The sequence below is a fragment of the Marivita sp. genome, assembly GCF_020055635.1.
Taxonomy (GTDB): domain Bacteria; phylum Pseudomonadota; class Alphaproteobacteria; order Rhodobacterales; family Rhodobacteraceae; genus Marivita.
Genome location: NZ_JAIPUT010000003.1, coordinates 77,237 through 93,116 on the forward strand (window position 1 = coordinate 77,237; position 15,880 = coordinate 93,116).

6 protein-coding genes are annotated in these 15,880 nt (G+C 61.9%); 1 reads left to right on the forward strand and 5 read right to left on the reverse strand.

Annotated features, from left to right (window positions below; all coding sequences use genetic code 11):
• Positions 1 to 122 precede the first annotated feature (122 nt).
• Positions 123 to 1,250, forward strand: coding sequence for a P-loop NTPase (locus tag LCF60_RS02655; protein ID WP_292289470.1), 1,128 nt, complete (start codon positions 123 to 125; stop codon positions 1,248 to 1,250).
• Here the strand turns inward: LCF60_RS02655 and LCF60_RS02660 are convergent.
• From LCF60_RS02660 to LCF60_RS02680, 5 genes are all read right to left on the reverse strand, one after another.
• Positions 1,244 to 2,581 carry a Wzz/FepE/Etk N-terminal domain-containing protein gene (locus LCF60_RS02660; protein WP_292289471.1) on the reverse strand — a complete coding sequence of 446 codons (1,338 nt, stop codon included), beginning with the start codon at positions 2,579 to 2,581 and terminating at the stop codon, positions 1,244 to 1,246. The two genes, LCF60_RS02655 and LCF60_RS02660, sit on opposite strands and share 7 nt — an antisense overlap.
• Before the next feature lie 173 nt (positions 2,582 to 2,754).
• Positions 2,755 to 3,702, reverse strand: a complete 948-nt coding sequence (locus LCF60_RS02665; protein WP_292289472.1) for a hypothetical protein — start codon at positions 3,700 to 3,702, stop codon at positions 2,755 to 2,757.
• A 7-nt stretch (positions 3,703 to 3,709) separates the two neighbouring features.
• The gene (locus tag LCF60_RS02670) at positions 3,710 to 8,290 is read right to left on the reverse strand and encodes a MupA/Atu3671 family FMN-dependent luciferase-like monooxygenase (RefSeq protein ID WP_292289473.1); all 4,581 of its coding nucleotides are present in this window, start codon (positions 8,288 to 8,290) and stop codon (positions 3,710 to 3,712) included.
• Positions 8,291 to 8,293: 3 nt separating this feature from the next.
• Positions 8,294 to 9,313, reverse strand: a complete 1,020-nt coding sequence (locus LCF60_RS02675) for a glycosyltransferase family 2 protein (RefSeq protein ID WP_292289474.1) — start codon at positions 9,311 to 9,313, stop codon at positions 8,294 to 8,296.
• Positions 9,314 to 9,318: 5 nt separating this feature from the next.
• Positions 9,319 to 15,795, reverse strand: a complete 6,477-nt coding sequence (locus tag LCF60_RS02680) for a type I polyketide synthase (RefSeq protein ID WP_292289475.1) — start codon at positions 15,793 to 15,795, stop codon at positions 9,319 to 9,321.
• Positions 15,796 to 15,880 lie beyond the last annotated feature (85 nt).

Below are 15,880 nucleotides of genomic sequence, written 5' to 3' on the forward strand. Positions count from 1 at the left end.
ATCAACAATCCCCGCAAATCGGACGTATTCCTGACAGATTGCCCAGCGATACCGTCAAGGCGCGGTGAAGACCGCGCAAGACAAACACGGAAGGTGACAATGCCGCGCAACGAGGCTGAGACATGACCGAGCAGCCCAAATTCCAGCGTCGCAAGCGACGCGGGGCCCAAGCGTCTTTGGATGCCCAGAAAGCGCAAATCGACGCGGCACCAGACCAGTCCGAAGCAGAGATCGAGGCACTTCTTTCCAAGAAAGAGGCGCTGCTGAAACGCAAGGCACAGCTTGAAGCTGAGCGGGCGCGCGCAGCCGAACTCGAAGCGGAACAGGTGCGCCAGGTAGATCTCGAAGCGGAACGGGCGCGCGATGCGGCAACGGAAGCGCAGCGCTTGCGCCAGACCGAACCACAAACCGCGCCATCAGCAGGCAGTGTCAGAGCCATTCGGGCACCGCTTTCCGAGCGTCCCAAACCGAAATCGCCGCTGGTTCTGGCCAGCGCTCCCAAGGCGCGGCCGGTGCACGACTCCGAAGCGGTTTGGTCAGCGTTGGACCGTTTCCCCATCGACGTCAAAAGGCTGGCAAAACAGAACGTGATCACCGCGCTGCGTCAGGATCCGTCACATACTCGGTTCGACATTTTGCGGACCCGCATGCTGCAGGCGCTGGCTGAAAACGGCTGGAAACGTGTCGCAATCACATCGCCCACCAAGGATTGCGGCAAGACGTTTACATCGGCCAACCTCGCGATCAGCTTGTCGCGCCAGGAAAACTGCCGCACGGTCTTGCTTGATCTGGATATGCGCAACCCGAGTCTGCACAAGATCTTCGGGGTGACGGACACCGGTTCCATCGGAGACATGCTGCGCGGCGGGATTTCCCCTGCGCGGCACCTGCAAGGCTTCGCGGAGAATTCGATTTCCGCCGGGTCGCATGTGGCCATCGGGTTCAACGGGATCGTCGAGCCTTATGCGGCAGAGTTGCTGCAGGACCCGTCGACCGAGCAGGTTTTTCAGGAGATCGAGCGCAAGTTCGATCCGGATGTGATGCTGTTCGATCTGCCCCCCGCCCTGCTGAACGACGACGTGATCGCCATCCGTCCGCATATCGACGCCCTGCTGATTGTCGCTGGCGGCGGTATGACCAAGGCGAGCGACATCAAGGAAACCGAGCATCGGCTGGGCAAGAACATTCCGTTGCTCGGAGTCGTTCTGAACAAGGCCGAAATCCAGGAAAACGGCGATTACGCCTATTGAGCGTTCCGCGGTGTCAGGCTGTAGCCCAGCATCTCGGCGACCGGTTTGGCAATCAGTCCGATCAGCCCGAGAAGCAGCGCAATGACGACCCCCAGCCCGAATTTGGTCCCGTTGCCCTTTTTCTTCAGCTTGACCGGTGACGCCCCCGTTTCGATGACAGGCACCGAGATCACCGGACGCACCCCCAGGATACGTTCCATCTGGGCCGCATTCCGGATCACGGGGTTCCTGATCTCGAGAAGGAAGGCCACGCCGACAGCCAGCATCACGCTTGCAATGCCCCCCATCATGGCGACAGAGCGCTTGCTGCGGGAAATCGGGTAGACCGGCACGATGGCGGGCTCGAGGACCTCGAACCGTGCAAGCTGACGCTGTTCCTCGAGGCTCTGGCTCATCTCCGCATCGGCCTTGCGGCGCGAAATGACCGTGAACTGTTCATTGAGCTGCGTCAGTTCGCGTTCGAGCGACGCCAACTCGCGCTCGACTGTCGGGGCGCGTGTGAGCAATGCGTTGATCTCGGAAATGCGTCCTTCGATGAGGCCGATCTGGTCTTCGAGAACGGACGTCTGGCGCTCGAGCGATTCTGGCCGCACGCGACTTCCGCTGGATTCAAGGCTCAGGATTTGCTGTCTCAGGGTCAGCAGCGACCCGTTCAACGTTGTCAGTTCTCCCTGAAGGACCGAAATGTTCGAAGGCAGCACGTCGGCATTTGCCGACTTGAAATCCGCAACAACGGCTTCGGCTGCAATGATTTCTTCACGGATGCGCGCTTCCTCGACATTGAAGAATTCCAGCTCCACTTGCGCGCGGTCCACGCTGCGCGCGCGGGCTTCTTCCATGACGCGGGCCAGGATATCATTGGCCACGTCAGCCGCCTTCTGCGCCTCGTTCAGATTGACTTCAATCACCATCCCCGAGACCGACTGGCTTGGTTGCCAGGCCTCTCCCGACAGGATCGCGTTGATCATCACCGATCGGCGCATCGCGTCGAGCCGTTCCGTCAGTGTCATGCTGGGGTCTTCGTTGAACAGGTCGTACATGTCCATGATCTCGACCAGAGACCCGCGCGACATCACGCGCTGTTCGATCAGGCGGACGGTCCGGCGGGCATCGAGACTGGAGCGCGGGTCTTCAGCGGCACCGGGGGTCGAGTTCGTGCTGGCGACCTGAGCATCTTCGATCTGAACAACGGCGATCGCGTTGTAGAGCGGCGGGCGGGTGAGTGCGAAAATGACGGATGCGACACATCCGACCAATGTGATCAGGATAATCAGACCCATACGCCTCTTGAGCGCCGAGAAGACCTCTTCGAACGACTGAAAGTACAGCACGCTTCAGCTCCAGTACCAAGGCCCCCGCCTTGTCCAATCGTGGGTGGAAACTGTGACGCACCGCCTTGGACAAGACATAATTTAGTCAAATGAAGGCGAAATTGCGACATCAAAAGAGCGCGAAATGCGGAAACAACCCGTTTCCTTTCGGGTATTTACACGGTCACGCCCGTCTAATCCCGCGGAATTCCCGTGATTGTCAATCCAGAGGAAACATCCCAGACCGTGGCCTGCATCAGCTTTGCCAGTTCCGGCCCCGGAGCGTTCGCCGGTGTCCCGTCCGCGCGGTCAAACTGTCTGGGCAAACCTTCCGGGGACCTTTGGTAAAGGACCGCGTAGTGGGTCAAAGCCACAAGATAGGCCCCCAGATCGTTCAGGTGGATCGTATCAAGCGATCCGTCTTCCAGCCGCACGAAAAAGTCGTCGCGCGATGTCACCCCATCGACACCGGGGCCGTTTTCGATCCTGCGCACCAGTTCGGCCATGACGCGCCCGGCGGGGATCACGTAGACCGGCCCGCCCTCTGGCAGGTTGGCCATCCCTTGCGCGAGAAGTACGCCTTCCCAGTATCGGGCAGGATCAAGATCGAGTCGATTCAACCAGCCTTGAGGATCGTTCAGGTCATGCCAGGATTCATACAGAAAGGTCCGGATGTCCGGGTTGCCTTCGCGCGCCGCCCTCACCCATTTCCCCAGGTAGATTGGAGATTCGAAATGGTCGATGGCAGCTTCGATTTCGACCATCTCGGTAAGTACGAAGGTGTCGAACTCTCCGCTTTCCAGCGCTTCCTTGGCATCACGGTAATGGGCATGCGCGTTCTCGGTCTCAAAGCCCTGAATCGGTTCATCCGGGTCCCAGTGCGCCCTGAGCGGCGTGCCCCAGCCAAGTTGGGACGCGTGGTCGTGGCCTGCCATCTGCGCCAGCATCGCAGGCATGTCACGACCCACCAGCGAATGACCGAGGTGGAACACAGTTAGCGGACCGTCCGGCGCGGGCAGCGGCGACTGGTACATCGCGGCAAGGTCGTCGGCTGACAGAGACCTGGGTTTTTGCAGGTACACCCAGCCTGCTGCGGCGCAAAGAAGCGCGGCCAGACCTGCGACCATCACCCGCGAGACCATGGGGCGGTCAGGCCTGTCGCCGCGCACGCATCGCGCGACGGCGCGCCATGGCATCCGCGCGAGTCTGGGCGCGGTCGCTGGCAATCGGGTGCTGGGGCATCGGTGTGACCGTGGCGGGGTCTTTGGATTGCTGGTTTGCGGCGCCGCCAAGTTTCGCCAGGCGATCCGACAGCCCACCCAAAGTGGGAAACTGGAAGATGTCGGTAATCGACAGCTTCGGGACCGCCAACCGGTCGCGCAGCGCCCGATGTGTCTGAACGGCAAGCAGAGAGTGCCCTCCCAGATCGAAGAAATTGTCGTCAGGCCGGATTGACTGAACACCCAGCACTTCGGTCCAGATCGCGGCGACGCGGTCGCGCAGGACGTCATCGGCTTGTCCCACCCCATGCTGCGGCGAGGTGACTTTCGCCTTGTTTCGCGCCGGTGCCGCAACCGGTGCGGGCAGCGCGCTGCGGTCGATCTTCTGGTTGGGGGTCACCGGCAACGCATCGAGCGTCACGACATGAGCCGGGATCATGTAATCCGGCAGGCGGCGTGCCAGTTTTGCGCGCAGATCCTTGCTGTCGATCTCGGACTTGGCAGTGACATATGCCACCAGACGCAGGTCGCCGGGGGTGTCTTCGCGGGCGACGACCACAACGTTTGTCACCTCTGCGCTCTCCTGAATGGCGCTTTCGATCTCGCCCAGTTCGATCCGGAAACCGCGCAGCTTGACCTGCTGGTCAGAGCGACCGAGATAATTCAGGCGTCCGTCCGGTCGGCGCTGCACCAGATCACCGGTGCGGTAGAGCCGCCCCGGACCAAACGGATTGGTACGGAAGCGGTCTGCGGTCAATTCATCGCGCTGCCAATAGCCCCGCGTGACGCCATCGCCTCCGATCCAGAGTTCTCCCTCTTCGCCGATGCCGACAGGGTTCAGCGCGTCATCCAGCACATAAAGCTGCGTGTTGGCGATGGGGCGACCGATATTGACCGTGGCCTCTTCAACCGTGGCGGGTTCGGTCGACGACCAGATCGTGGTTTCGGTCGGGCCATACATGTTCGTGATGGTGGCGTCGGTTGCTGTCTTCAGATCGGCGACCAACGCGCCCGGCAACGCTTCACCACCAAGGAACAGGTGCTTGAGGCCGCGTAGTTGCGCGCGCGCGTCGTCGTCCATGGCGATCATCCGGGCCATAGACGGGGTGCATTGCATGTGGGTGACATTGTGCCGGGCCAGCATCGCGGCGATCGAGAAATCGGTGTCTTCGTGATCGGCGGACGGTGCCGACTGGCGCAGGACTTCAGCCAACGGCCTCAGGCCATCCAGAACGCGGTCGGTTTCGATGCCATAGTCGATGAGACAGGCAATTTCGCCGACGCCGATGGCTTTGAGTTGATCGACCCGCGCCAAAGCATCGTCGATGGTACCGAAGAGTCCGCTGTCGTTGAAATACCGCTCGAACGCGAAATCGAGGATGCCTTCGAGGTCATCCTCGCTCAGATCACCGAGATCCAGTTCGAACGGGTTCTTCACCCCTTCGGGTTTCTTGAAGGCGGGGAAAGCCCATGCATATTGCTTGATGAGACCAGCGGCAGACCGCAGGTAATCCTTCATCGGCTCACGGGCGATCTCGCGGGCCTGTTCGCGGGTGTCGGCTAGACAGGTGTGCAGCATCAACGTGACGGTGAAATCGTCGGGGTTGTGTCCCGCTTCGCGCAGCGCGTGGCGATACAGCGTGATTTTTTCCGCAACCTCGTCGATCGACTGGCCCAACAGGTGCGTCAGGACGTTGGCCCCGTTGCGCCCGGCTTCGCGCCACGTGTCCGGGTTTCCTGCGGTCGTGACCCAGATCGGCAATTCCTTGGACACGGGACGCGGTTGCGTGACGACCTCGTGCATCTGCCCGTCCTTGCGCGGGAAGGCGACAGGTTCACCACGCCAGAGCTTGCGAACCTGCTCGATGGCCTCGAACATGGCGGGCTTGTTGTCGGGTGGCGTGTTCTCCGGGCGCAGGACAAAATCATCGGGCTGCCAGCCGCTGGCGATGGCCAATCCCGCGCGCCCGCTGGTGAGGTTGTCGATCACCGCCCATTCCTCGGCGATGCGGGCAGGGTGATGGAGCGGCGCGACGCAGCTTCCGGCGCGGACACCGATGTTTTTCGTGATCCCGGCCACCGCCGCGCCTGTCACGGATGGGTTCGGATATGGGCCGCCAAATGCGTGGAAATGCCGTTCCGGGGTCCAGACAGCGCAAAAGCCGTTTTCATCTGCGAATTTCGCACCCTCGAGAAGCAGGCGGTACTTGTCGCGGCCAACGCCGTCATCATTGCCCCAGTAGTAGATCGAGAAATCCATGCCGTCGCTGCCCCGGCGCGCCGCACCACCCGAGATCACGCCACGTTGGCCGGCGCTGGGAAGCACAACCTTGATGCCGCGGGACATGCTGTAGAACAGCTCCAGCACCGAGATGTCGAAACTCAGGCTGGTGACCGCAAGCCAAGCTGCATCGTCGCGGTCGGGAATGACCGCATCCATGCCCGCGTAGAAATTCATCACATTGCGATGCTCGACCATCACGCCCTTGGGCAGGCCCGTGGACCCCGATGTGTAGATCACGTAGGCCAGACTGTCTTGCGTCGCCGTCGGCTCCGGGTTGTCGGTCAGGGCAGAAGCCAGACGTGGATCGCGGTCAATGACCAGCAGATCGGCCTTTGTCGGAGGCAGGTCGGATTGCAGCGTGCTTTGGGTGATCACCACCTGTGCTTCGCTATCCGCGAGGTAATGGGCGAGCCGGTCCTGCGGATAGTCCGGGTCGAGCGGAAGATAGGCCGCACCCGCCTTGAGAATGCCCAGCGCTCCGACGATGAGATCGGGACTGCGGTTGCAATGCACACCGACCATCGTGTCGGGCGTGACGCCGATCCGCCGAAGGGTATGAGCAATCCGGTTGGCTTGTTCGTTGAGCGTGGCGAAGGTGAATTCGGAGTTTTCGAACACCAGCGCGGTGGCGTCCGGGGTGCGCGCGGCCTGTGCCTCGAATGCGGCATGCATCGTGGCGGGGCCGCTGATCGGCAATTGAGTCGCGTTGACCTGGTCCAACACGCTAAGGCGCTCTCCGGGCGGAAGCGTGTCGACCGCCGCGGCAGATTTTCCGTCGGCCAGTTGGTCCGCAATCCAGCGGACCCGGCGGATCAGGATTTGCGCGAAATCCGGGAGGATCCGACCTTCATCGACATGAGCGGAAACCGCCTCTGCGGACAGATCGAACGTGATGGCCGCGCCGGGGATCGGGCCTGCGTCCAGCGAAAGCCCGATGGCAGGTGTCTCGAGCGGCGACAAGGCCGGATCACGAAGCGGAAGGTCGAAGGCGAAACCGGTCTCTATCGCGGGGATGCCCTCGCGCAGCGCGACGGTCGTCAGTGGTACCCATGGACAGACGAACCCGGTCTCTGCGGCCTGCCTCAGGGCCGGGTTGGTCAGGGCCACAACCGGCCTTGGGTGTTGCGACAGCCGCGCCACCAAAATGGCCAGCGCGTCCGGCAGACGATCCGCGTTGATCCCGGTCGCGACCGTGGCGAGCATCGGAGCAGCCGTTTCCGTGAAGGGCAGCGCCAGAGGTGCCGCGCCAGCCAATGCGCGACGCCAGTGGCCATCGCGCCGAGCGACTTTGCGCATCCTTTCGGTAAGGGCGGCACGCGCGTCCTCCGTCAGCTGCGCCAAGGTTTCGCCCAGCGCCACATGGCATGAGGGATCGATCGGTTGTCCGTCGATCCCGCTCAGATCCGAAAGCTTCAAGGCGGCATCCACGAAGGCGATCGTGAGCGACGTGTCATCGACCTCGATCACGGTGCCGGGTGCGGCGCTGCTTTCGACCTTTGCAGCCTTTCCGATCATGACCGCCGAGTCACCCAGCCACAGCTTGGGCAGGCACATCGGGTTCCAGTAGGTGCCGTGATCCAGCGCCCGGATCAGGCGTAGCGCCATTTCCGCCGACTGGTCGAACCGCACAAGGCCGTTGGCTTCTGGCCGGTCGGAAAGCGCATGGTAGCTGCGTTCGCTTCGGTCTTGCATGCGGCGGTTCGGCAGGCCGTTCGCCAATTCGGCAAGCAGGTCTGCAAAGCTGGTCAGACCGGCTTCGTAGCATTTCGTGTTGAGGGTGAGCGCGGTGTCATCAGGTGAGATGTCGAAGACACTCTGGACGAGGATATCGCCGGTATCGACTCCATCGTCGATCAGATGCCAGGTGATGCCATGGGTCGTCTCGCCGTCGATCATCGCCCAGACCGGGGCGTTCAACCCGGCGCGTTTCGGCAAGGGACCATCGTGAAAGTTGACCGCCCCCTTGCGGCCAAGCGAGAGGATTTCGGGCGGCAGGAGTTTCAAATTGGCAATACTGAGCACCCAGTCCACCGACACTCCGTCAAGCCGCGCGGCAAGATCAGCGCCATGCGCTTCTACGCGGATATTCCGGATTTCTGCCCAGTTCCTGAGATCATCACTGTCCGTGACCAGGGCCGCCAGCCGATGCCCCTCTTGCAAAAGGGTTTCCGCGCAATGCCGCGTCAGGCTTTCGTCACCGATGATGATGCTGTCGAATGAGGTCATGGATCAATCCACGCTGGTCTGAAGTTCGGGTTTGGGCAACCGGCCAATCGCGCGGATCGATGCGTCAGGTGTCGGTCGAAAAAGCGCGCGCAGGTCATGGGCGACAAGATCACGGAGGAAGCGCGGTGCATCCGTATTCGGCTTGCCTTCGATCCTCCGCCGAAGCCGCCAGAGCGATGTTCCGAACGCGTTGAGAGCCGTGGCGGCCACGCCATAGGCGCGCCCGAAGTTCTTGCTGTAGTAATACCACCGGCTTTCAAACCAGTAGGCGGGCGTGCGGACCCAGGTGCCCATTCCGGTCGAAACCGATCCGATATGGCAAATCCGGCTCTCGCGGACGAAGTGTACCTCGTATCCGGCGCGATGGACGCGCAGGCACAGGTCGGTCTCTTCGAAATACAGGAAAAAGGTTTCGTCAAAGAGGCCGATGTCGTTCAGGACACTCACGCGCGCCAGCATGGACGCGCCGACGATCCAGCCCACCGGCCCTGAGGCCTCGGGCACATGCAGCGGCAGGACATGGTTCTTCAGAAGCCGCGTCACGGGCCCCATGCGGATCGCGGATTCGAATTCCGAGGCAAGGCTGGGAAAGCGGAAAGCGCTGCAATGGTCAGCACCGTCTTCGCCGGTGATCCAGCTTCCGGCAATCGCCGCGTTCGGGTGGGCCGCAAGGTGGTCGACGAGGGCCGCGATCGCCCCGGGTTCAACCGATGCGTCGGGATTGAGGATATATACGAATTCCGCCGTGGGGCAGATCTCGAGCCCCGCGCGGATGCCGAAATTGTTTCCCGCGCCAAAGCCGCCGTTGCGGCCCGATTGCAGCACCTGAACCTCGAGATGATCCGGCCAGGTCACCGCCTGAACACCGTCCTGCATGCGTTGAAAAGAATCGTCCGGCGAGTCGTTGTCGACGAGCACGATCGCACCGCCAAAGCCTGCCATCGCGGCCGCCGCCGATTGTGCCGCGACGACCGAAAGGTCGGGCGTTTTATAGTTAAGAACAATTACAACGATATCGGTCACACCAGTCACTCCGCAGCCTGCGTCGGCTCAAAACTCAATACTCTGCCTTTACCTTCCGTCGCCGCCTCGGTCGTGGCAATGACATTGCGCAAATAGCTTGCCATGACGCGGACATTGGGTTCCAGAACCATGCTGTCATGGTCTCCCGGCACTTCGAACACCTCGATCTGCGGCGTGTACTGGCCCCAGTCGTTGTCATTGAAAAGATAGGCGCGTTCGTGGTTCACCCAGCGGCCCCCGGACACTTTCCAGGTGCCGACAAGCGGCGGACGGAACAGCGCGATCCGCCCGTCCCACGGTTGCATCCTGTAGGTCGCGACGGCATTCAGAAACGCCTGTTCGATCTCGGCATTGTGGAAGCTGTGGGCCGTTCGGGTCTCGTCGGTCGTCTTGCGCTTTTCGATCTCCCAACGGATGCGATTGCGCAGCCAGACAAAGGGATAGGCTGCGCCCTTACGCCGGGTTTCCTGCCACTGGATCAACAGCCGGTCCTTGCGGGCAAGCGGACGACGCTGCGGCAGCGGCGTGTCGAGCAGCACGACCAACGCAACCTCGTCGCCCATCGCGCAAAGTTGGTGCGCGATGTCATAGGCGGTGATGCCGCCACCCGAGAAACCGCCGATGAAATACGGCCCGTGGGGTTGGACCTGCTTCATCTCGGCGATGTAATCCCGTGCCGCGTCCTTGATGGTGCTGTGCGGGGTTTCGTCGCCGTAGAGGCCCTTGGCCTGAAGACCGTAGAACGGCCTGTCCGACCCCAGAAGCTGGGCCAGGTGACGCAGGTTCAGGACATTGCCGAACATGCCCGCCACGAGGAAGAACGGGGCTTTCCGACCGCCTTCACCGTCATGCATCGGAACGATATGCTTGAACCGTCGGCTTGCTTTTTTGGGCTGCCTGTCGGTTTTCTGGTGCGTGTCCGAAATGCCTGTACGGTCCTGGATCAGGCTGGCGCAGGCGCGGATGGTCGGGGCTTCGAACAGGACCGAGATCGGGAAATCGACATCATACGTCTTGCGGACCTTGGCAAACAGGCGAACGGCGATCAGGGAATGTCCTCCAAGATCGAAAAAACTATCTTCCACTCCCACGTTCTGGACACCCAGCAGGTCTTCCCAGATGCCGACAAGCGTACGTTCGATCTCTGTCTCTGGCGCAACGTAATCTCCGTCCAGCTGAGGACGGTCGAATTTCCGCATTTCTGAACCGGTGTCCGCGCTTGCACCGGCTTGCTCGATCAGCGCATCCATGTCGAGCGAGGACACATAGATCTGCGACGCGTTCTTGCCCAGCGCACGTCGGAAGGCATCGGCACCGTCTTCGGGCCGGATACCCTGTGACAGATTGTGCTGAAGCCGCTCTTCCGCCGCTGACAAGGGCTGGGTCGAACGGCTGAAGTCGGCGGGTTCGAATTCGGACTTGCCGACCTTGAAAGGCGCGGTCAGGGCAGAGATGTCGGCGAGGCGCCTGATGGAGAACCCCTCGATCTCCATGCAGACGGTGCCGTCGGGCGCCGCAAGGGTGATGTCAAAAGCGGCGGTTTCATCTTCGTTGCGGTTGCTCGCAGCCGACCGTACCCAGCTGACGATCCGATCGGGAAACCGATGATAGACCCGGACCGTGTCGTAGGAAACCGGCACCCAGAGCGTATCGGCTCGGTAGCCTTGGATCAGATCCATTGCCCAGCCTGTGGCGATGTCCAGAAGGGCTGGATGGTAATGCCAGCCTGCGTCATCGCGCGCCGCCGGGCTGAGCGACAGGTCGGCGATGCCTTCGCCCTGGCCAAAGGCCATGCTGTCCAGCACTTTCCAGCGCGGGCCGAAGGCAAGCTGCGTTTCCTGCGGTGCCTGGAGTTTGCCGCCGTTGCTTGACCTGCGCGCGGCGCCGCACCGGGCACGGATCGCCTTGATATCAAGCGGTTTGGGCTGCGCCTTTGGGATCAGGGACAAATCGGCCGAGACCGTCGGAGCGAACCCCGCGCGCCCGTTGAGGGCGCAGCTGCCGAGAACCTGCATGTGATAACCTTCGTCCCCCCGGGACAGCCGCACTCGAATGTCGCGCTCGGCGGTTTCGGCCACGTGAAGCGGGCGCAGGAACGTCATGTTGCGGATGGCAAAGCTATCGGTTTCGCCCTGTCCGCGCAGCGCCTGGGCTGCAAGGGTCAGATAACCCGATCCCGGAAAAACCGCGTCTCCCTGTTTGGTCCGGTGTTCGTCGATGAACCAGTCTTGCGGTGTATATCGCGCCTCGAAGAGGCGGTGACCGGACGGATCGAACCCGGTCTTGTGCAGCAATGGCAGATCGATCGTCGTCAGCGCTGTCGGCTCTGCCTCGCCCACCCGCTCGGCCAGTGCGTCGGCTGCCATCCCGACCTCGGACCAGATGCCCCAGTTGATTGCCAGGACCTTGGTCCGGTCCGCCTTTCGCGCCTGCGCATAGGCATTGAGGAATTCATTCGCCGCGACATAGTCGATCTGGCCGGCAGGCGCGGTCTGGGTCGAGGATGACGCGAAGAGCACGATGAAATCGGTCGCGCCATCTGGCAAAAGCTGATCCAGAACCTTCGTCCCATGGATCTTGGCCGAGAAAACCTGTTCGACCGAGGCGGTTGTCTTGGACAGAAGCGGCGCGTCATCCATCACGCCCGCGGCGTGGATCACGCCGTCGATCCTCGTGCTGCCTGCAAGCGTCTCTTCGACCACCTGTGTCATGTCGGTCAGGTTGCAGACATCTGCGGCATGGGTGCGGACGGTCGCACCCAAGGCTTCAAGTTCCTGTACGGCGCGGATACGGCGCGCGTCCTTGTCCTGTGGCGCATGACGCTGGAGGTAGCGATCCCACAGCGCCCGGTCCGGCAGGGCATTGCGGGCGGTCAGAACCAATGTGCAGCCTTGTTCGGCCAGAGATTTCCCGATGCTGAGCCCGATTCCACCGAAACCACCGGTGATCAGGTATGTGCCGCCGGGCCGGATCATCGCATCGGTCGCGGCCTCAAGGGGGGATTTCCGCAGCGTCTGTTCATAGCGTCGCCCGGACCGGAGCGCGGCCACACCCGAGCCGGGTTCGGCGATCATCTCTTCGATGACCTGCTCGGTCAGTGTCTCTTGCGCCGCTCCGTAAGCCGACTGGCGCGCCGCCCGACCCAGAAGCGCCTTCGTCGGTTTGGTCGGCAGACAAAGATCGACCGAACATACGGACAGACCGGGAATCTCTCTCGGGATGACCCGGACGGGACCGGACAGGATGGCCTTTTCCGGGATCGTCAGCCTTTCATCACCCAAGGCAGCAGCCCCTTTGGTAAAGACCGTGATCTGCGTGGGCTTGGGCAGTGTATCGTCGGCAATCGCTTGGGCGATGAACATCAGCGAATAGAATCCGTGTTCCTGCATCCGGTGGAAAAAGCTGGATCCGGGACGATGGCTCTGGTCCTTGGTGACGCCCCAGAAATGCGCGATGCGGCTGGGAACCAGCCCTTGCGAGAGCATGTCGCGGAACAAGAGGTCGTAGCCTTCGCGCCCGCGTTCGGGGGCCAGCACATAGGTGCTTTCGTCAACGCGGGCAAAGCTGTCGCCCGGCCAGACCTCGACAATGGAATGGCCCGCCGCGCGCAGTTTCTTGGCGGCGGCCGATGCCACGCCGGCATCATCCATGAACATCAGCCAGCTTTGCGGTTCGGCCTTGTCGAGTTCATGGCGCACGTCCACAGGCGTGGCTGCGTATTTCGGACGCCATGCCGGCACCCATCCCCAGTTCTCGAGACCGTCGATCCGCGACAGGTATCGCGAAACCGATTGCGTCTGAGGCTTGCCGGGTTCGATGAAGTATCGCGCACGCTGAAAGGCATAGGTCGGCAAGGGCACACGATTTCGGCGCGCCTCGCCCCAGATCTGATCCCAGTCGATCTCTCCGCCCAGCGCCCAGATTCGCCCCAGCACTTCGAGCATGTAGCGGTCGTCCTCGATGTCCTCGTCGGGGTGCCGCAGGCTTGACAGCACCTGGTTTGCGCTGATCCCCTCGCTCTGGCGCGCAAGCGCGGACAACGCCTTGCCGGGCCCGACCTCAAGATAGATACGGTTGGATTTGTCCGACAACGTGTCGAGACATTGCGCAAAATGGACTGTCCCGCGCAGGTGAGACACCCAGTAATCCGGGCTTGTCGCCTGATCGTCCGTCATGAACGCGCCGGTTCGGTTGGACGTGATCGGGATCTGCGGTGGGTTGAGGGGGATCGTGTTCAGATAGGCACGGAAGCGCTCGAGGATCGGATCCAACATCCGCGAATGGGCCGCAATGTCGATCGGAATGCGCTGGCAGTCGATATCGCGACGCTTCAGTTCCTGTTCGAGCGTTGCCAGCGCTGTAATCGGACCGGAAGCCACGCTGAGGCCCGGGCTGTTGATCGCACCCAGGTCAAGCGCATCTCCCAGCAGGGGTTCGAGTTCGTCGGCAGACAACGCTACCGAGATCATGCCGCCTTTTTCGATCGTGTCGAAAAGGGTGCCACGCAGATGCACAAGCCCGATGCAGTCTTCGAAAGACATCACGCCTGCCACACATGCCGCAGTGTTCTCGCCCATCGAATGGCCCGCCAGCGCCGAGGGATGGATGCCCCAGCTCATCCAGAGCCGGGACAGCGCGTATTCCACGATCATGATCAGCGGCAGTTGCAGGGATGGTCTGCGCAGGGCTTCGTTCGCCTGACGCTCTTGACCCTGTTCCGGCAGCCACAACGCACGGATGTCACGGGATTCCAAAGCCTGAAGGTGGTCCAGGCCTCGGTCCATCCACTCGGCAAAGACCGGTTCGGTCTCGTAGAGATCACGGGCCATGCCCGCATATTGCGCGCCACCTCCGGGAAAAAGGAAGACCGTTTCGGGATTGGACAACGCTTCGTGGGTGTGCACGCGTCGGGCATCGGTCTGCTCGAGTTTCCGCGCTGCGTCCTGGTGATCGGATGCGACCACGATGCGCCGCTTCTCAAAGGCGCGACGGCCCGTCCGAAGGGTCCACGCGATATCTGCCAAAGGCTGATCGGGATGCGCGCGCAGATGTGCGGCAAGCTGTGCCGCATTTGCGTCAAGTGCGGCCTTGTTGCGACCCGACACCGCGAGGATCTGGAAGGGCCAGTCGCTGGCCTCTGACGGGCGCGGCGCAGGGGCTTCTTCCAAGACGACGTGGGCATTTGTGCCGCCGACCCCAAGCGAGTTCACACCAGCCCGGCGGGGGTGATCGGTTCGTGGCCAATCGGTCAGGCGGTCATTCACCCGGAATGGCGAGGTTTCAAAATCGATGGTCGGATTTGGTTGCTCGTAGCCAAGACTGGGCGGCATCTGGTGGTGGTGCAGCGCCATCGACGCCTTGATGAGGCTTGCGACCCCGGCAGCCGTGTCGAGATGACCGATATTCGTCTTCACCGAGCCGATCCGGCAATGTCCTACCTTGTCGCTTGTCGCCTGGAAAGCCTGCGTCAGGGCCGCAACCTCGATCGGGTCGCCCAGGTAGGTGCCGGTGCCATGGCATTCGACATAGTCGATGCTGTCTGCGGTGACGCCGGCGATGGCCTGCGCTTCGGCAATGGCGTCGGCCTGTCCGTCGACGGAGGGCGCGAGATATCCCGCCTTGGCCGCGCCATCGTTGTTCACGGCGCTGCCCTTGATGACCGCCCAGATGTGGTCGCCATCGGCCAGCGCGTCGGACAGACGCCGCAAGACGACGACACCCGCGCCGGAGCCGAAAACGGTTCCCTGCGCCCGATGGTCGAACGCGTGGCACTGACCGTCCGGTGACAGGATCTCGTTCTCCTTGTAGAGATAGCCCTGCCCCTGTGGCAGTTCGATCGTCACTCCGCCTGCCAGCGCCATGTCGCATTCACCATTGAGCAATGACTGGCAGGCGTAATGCGTCGCCACCAGAGAGGTGGAACAGGCGGTCTGAACGTTCACCGAGGGACCATCGAGGTCGAAGATGTGGCTGACACGTGTGGTCAGGAAATCCTTGTCGTTGCCGGTGTGGCGCAGCAGGAACATCCCTGTGCCTTCGACAAGATCGGGATTTGAGCACAGGTTGAAATAAAAATAGCTTCCCATCCCACAACCGCCGAAGACACCGATACGGCCCTCGTGCCGCTCGGGCATATGACCCGCGTTTTCCAAGGCTTCCCATGCGCATTCAAGAAACGTGCGATGCTGAGGATCCATGATGGCCGCATCCTTGGGCGACAGGCCAAAGAACTCCGCATCGAAGTGATCGAACCCGTCCAGCGTGGCAGCATATGGAACGTAATCGCGATGCCGAAAAAGGTCCGGCGGCACTCCGGCGACTGTCAGTTCGTCTTCGCTCAATCGCCGTATCGACGTGACACCGTCGCGCAGGTTGCGCCAGTATTCCGCCAGCGTTGCCGCACCCGGCAGATGCGCGGACATGCCGACAATCGCGATATCGCCTTCCGCCGCCGTTTCGGGCGCGGGTGATCGGTTCGTCATATTCGTATCCTGATCGTCTGGATAGGCGGATTACCGCACAAATATGATAAAACTAGGGCATCGGTGGTGATACAGGGACTCGTTT

Bases quoted from the DNA above. Each gene is read 5' to 3' on its own strand.
- LCF60_RS02655 (WP_292289470.1), top strand. From the start codon at position 123: ATGACCGAGCAGCCCAAATTCCAGCGTCGCAAGCGACGCGGGGCCCAA.
- LCF60_RS02665 (WP_292289472.1), bottom strand. From the start codon at position 3,702: ATGGTCTCGCGGGTGATGGTCGCAGGTCTGGCCGCGCTTCTTTGCGCC.
- LCF60_RS02670 (WP_292289473.1), bottom strand. From the start codon at position 8,290: ATGACCTCATTCGACAGCATCATCATCGGTGACGAAAGCCTGACGCGG.
- LCF60_RS02680 (WP_292289475.1), bottom strand. From the start codon at position 15,795: ATGACGAACCGATCACCCGCGCCCGAAACGGCGGCGGAAGGCGATATC.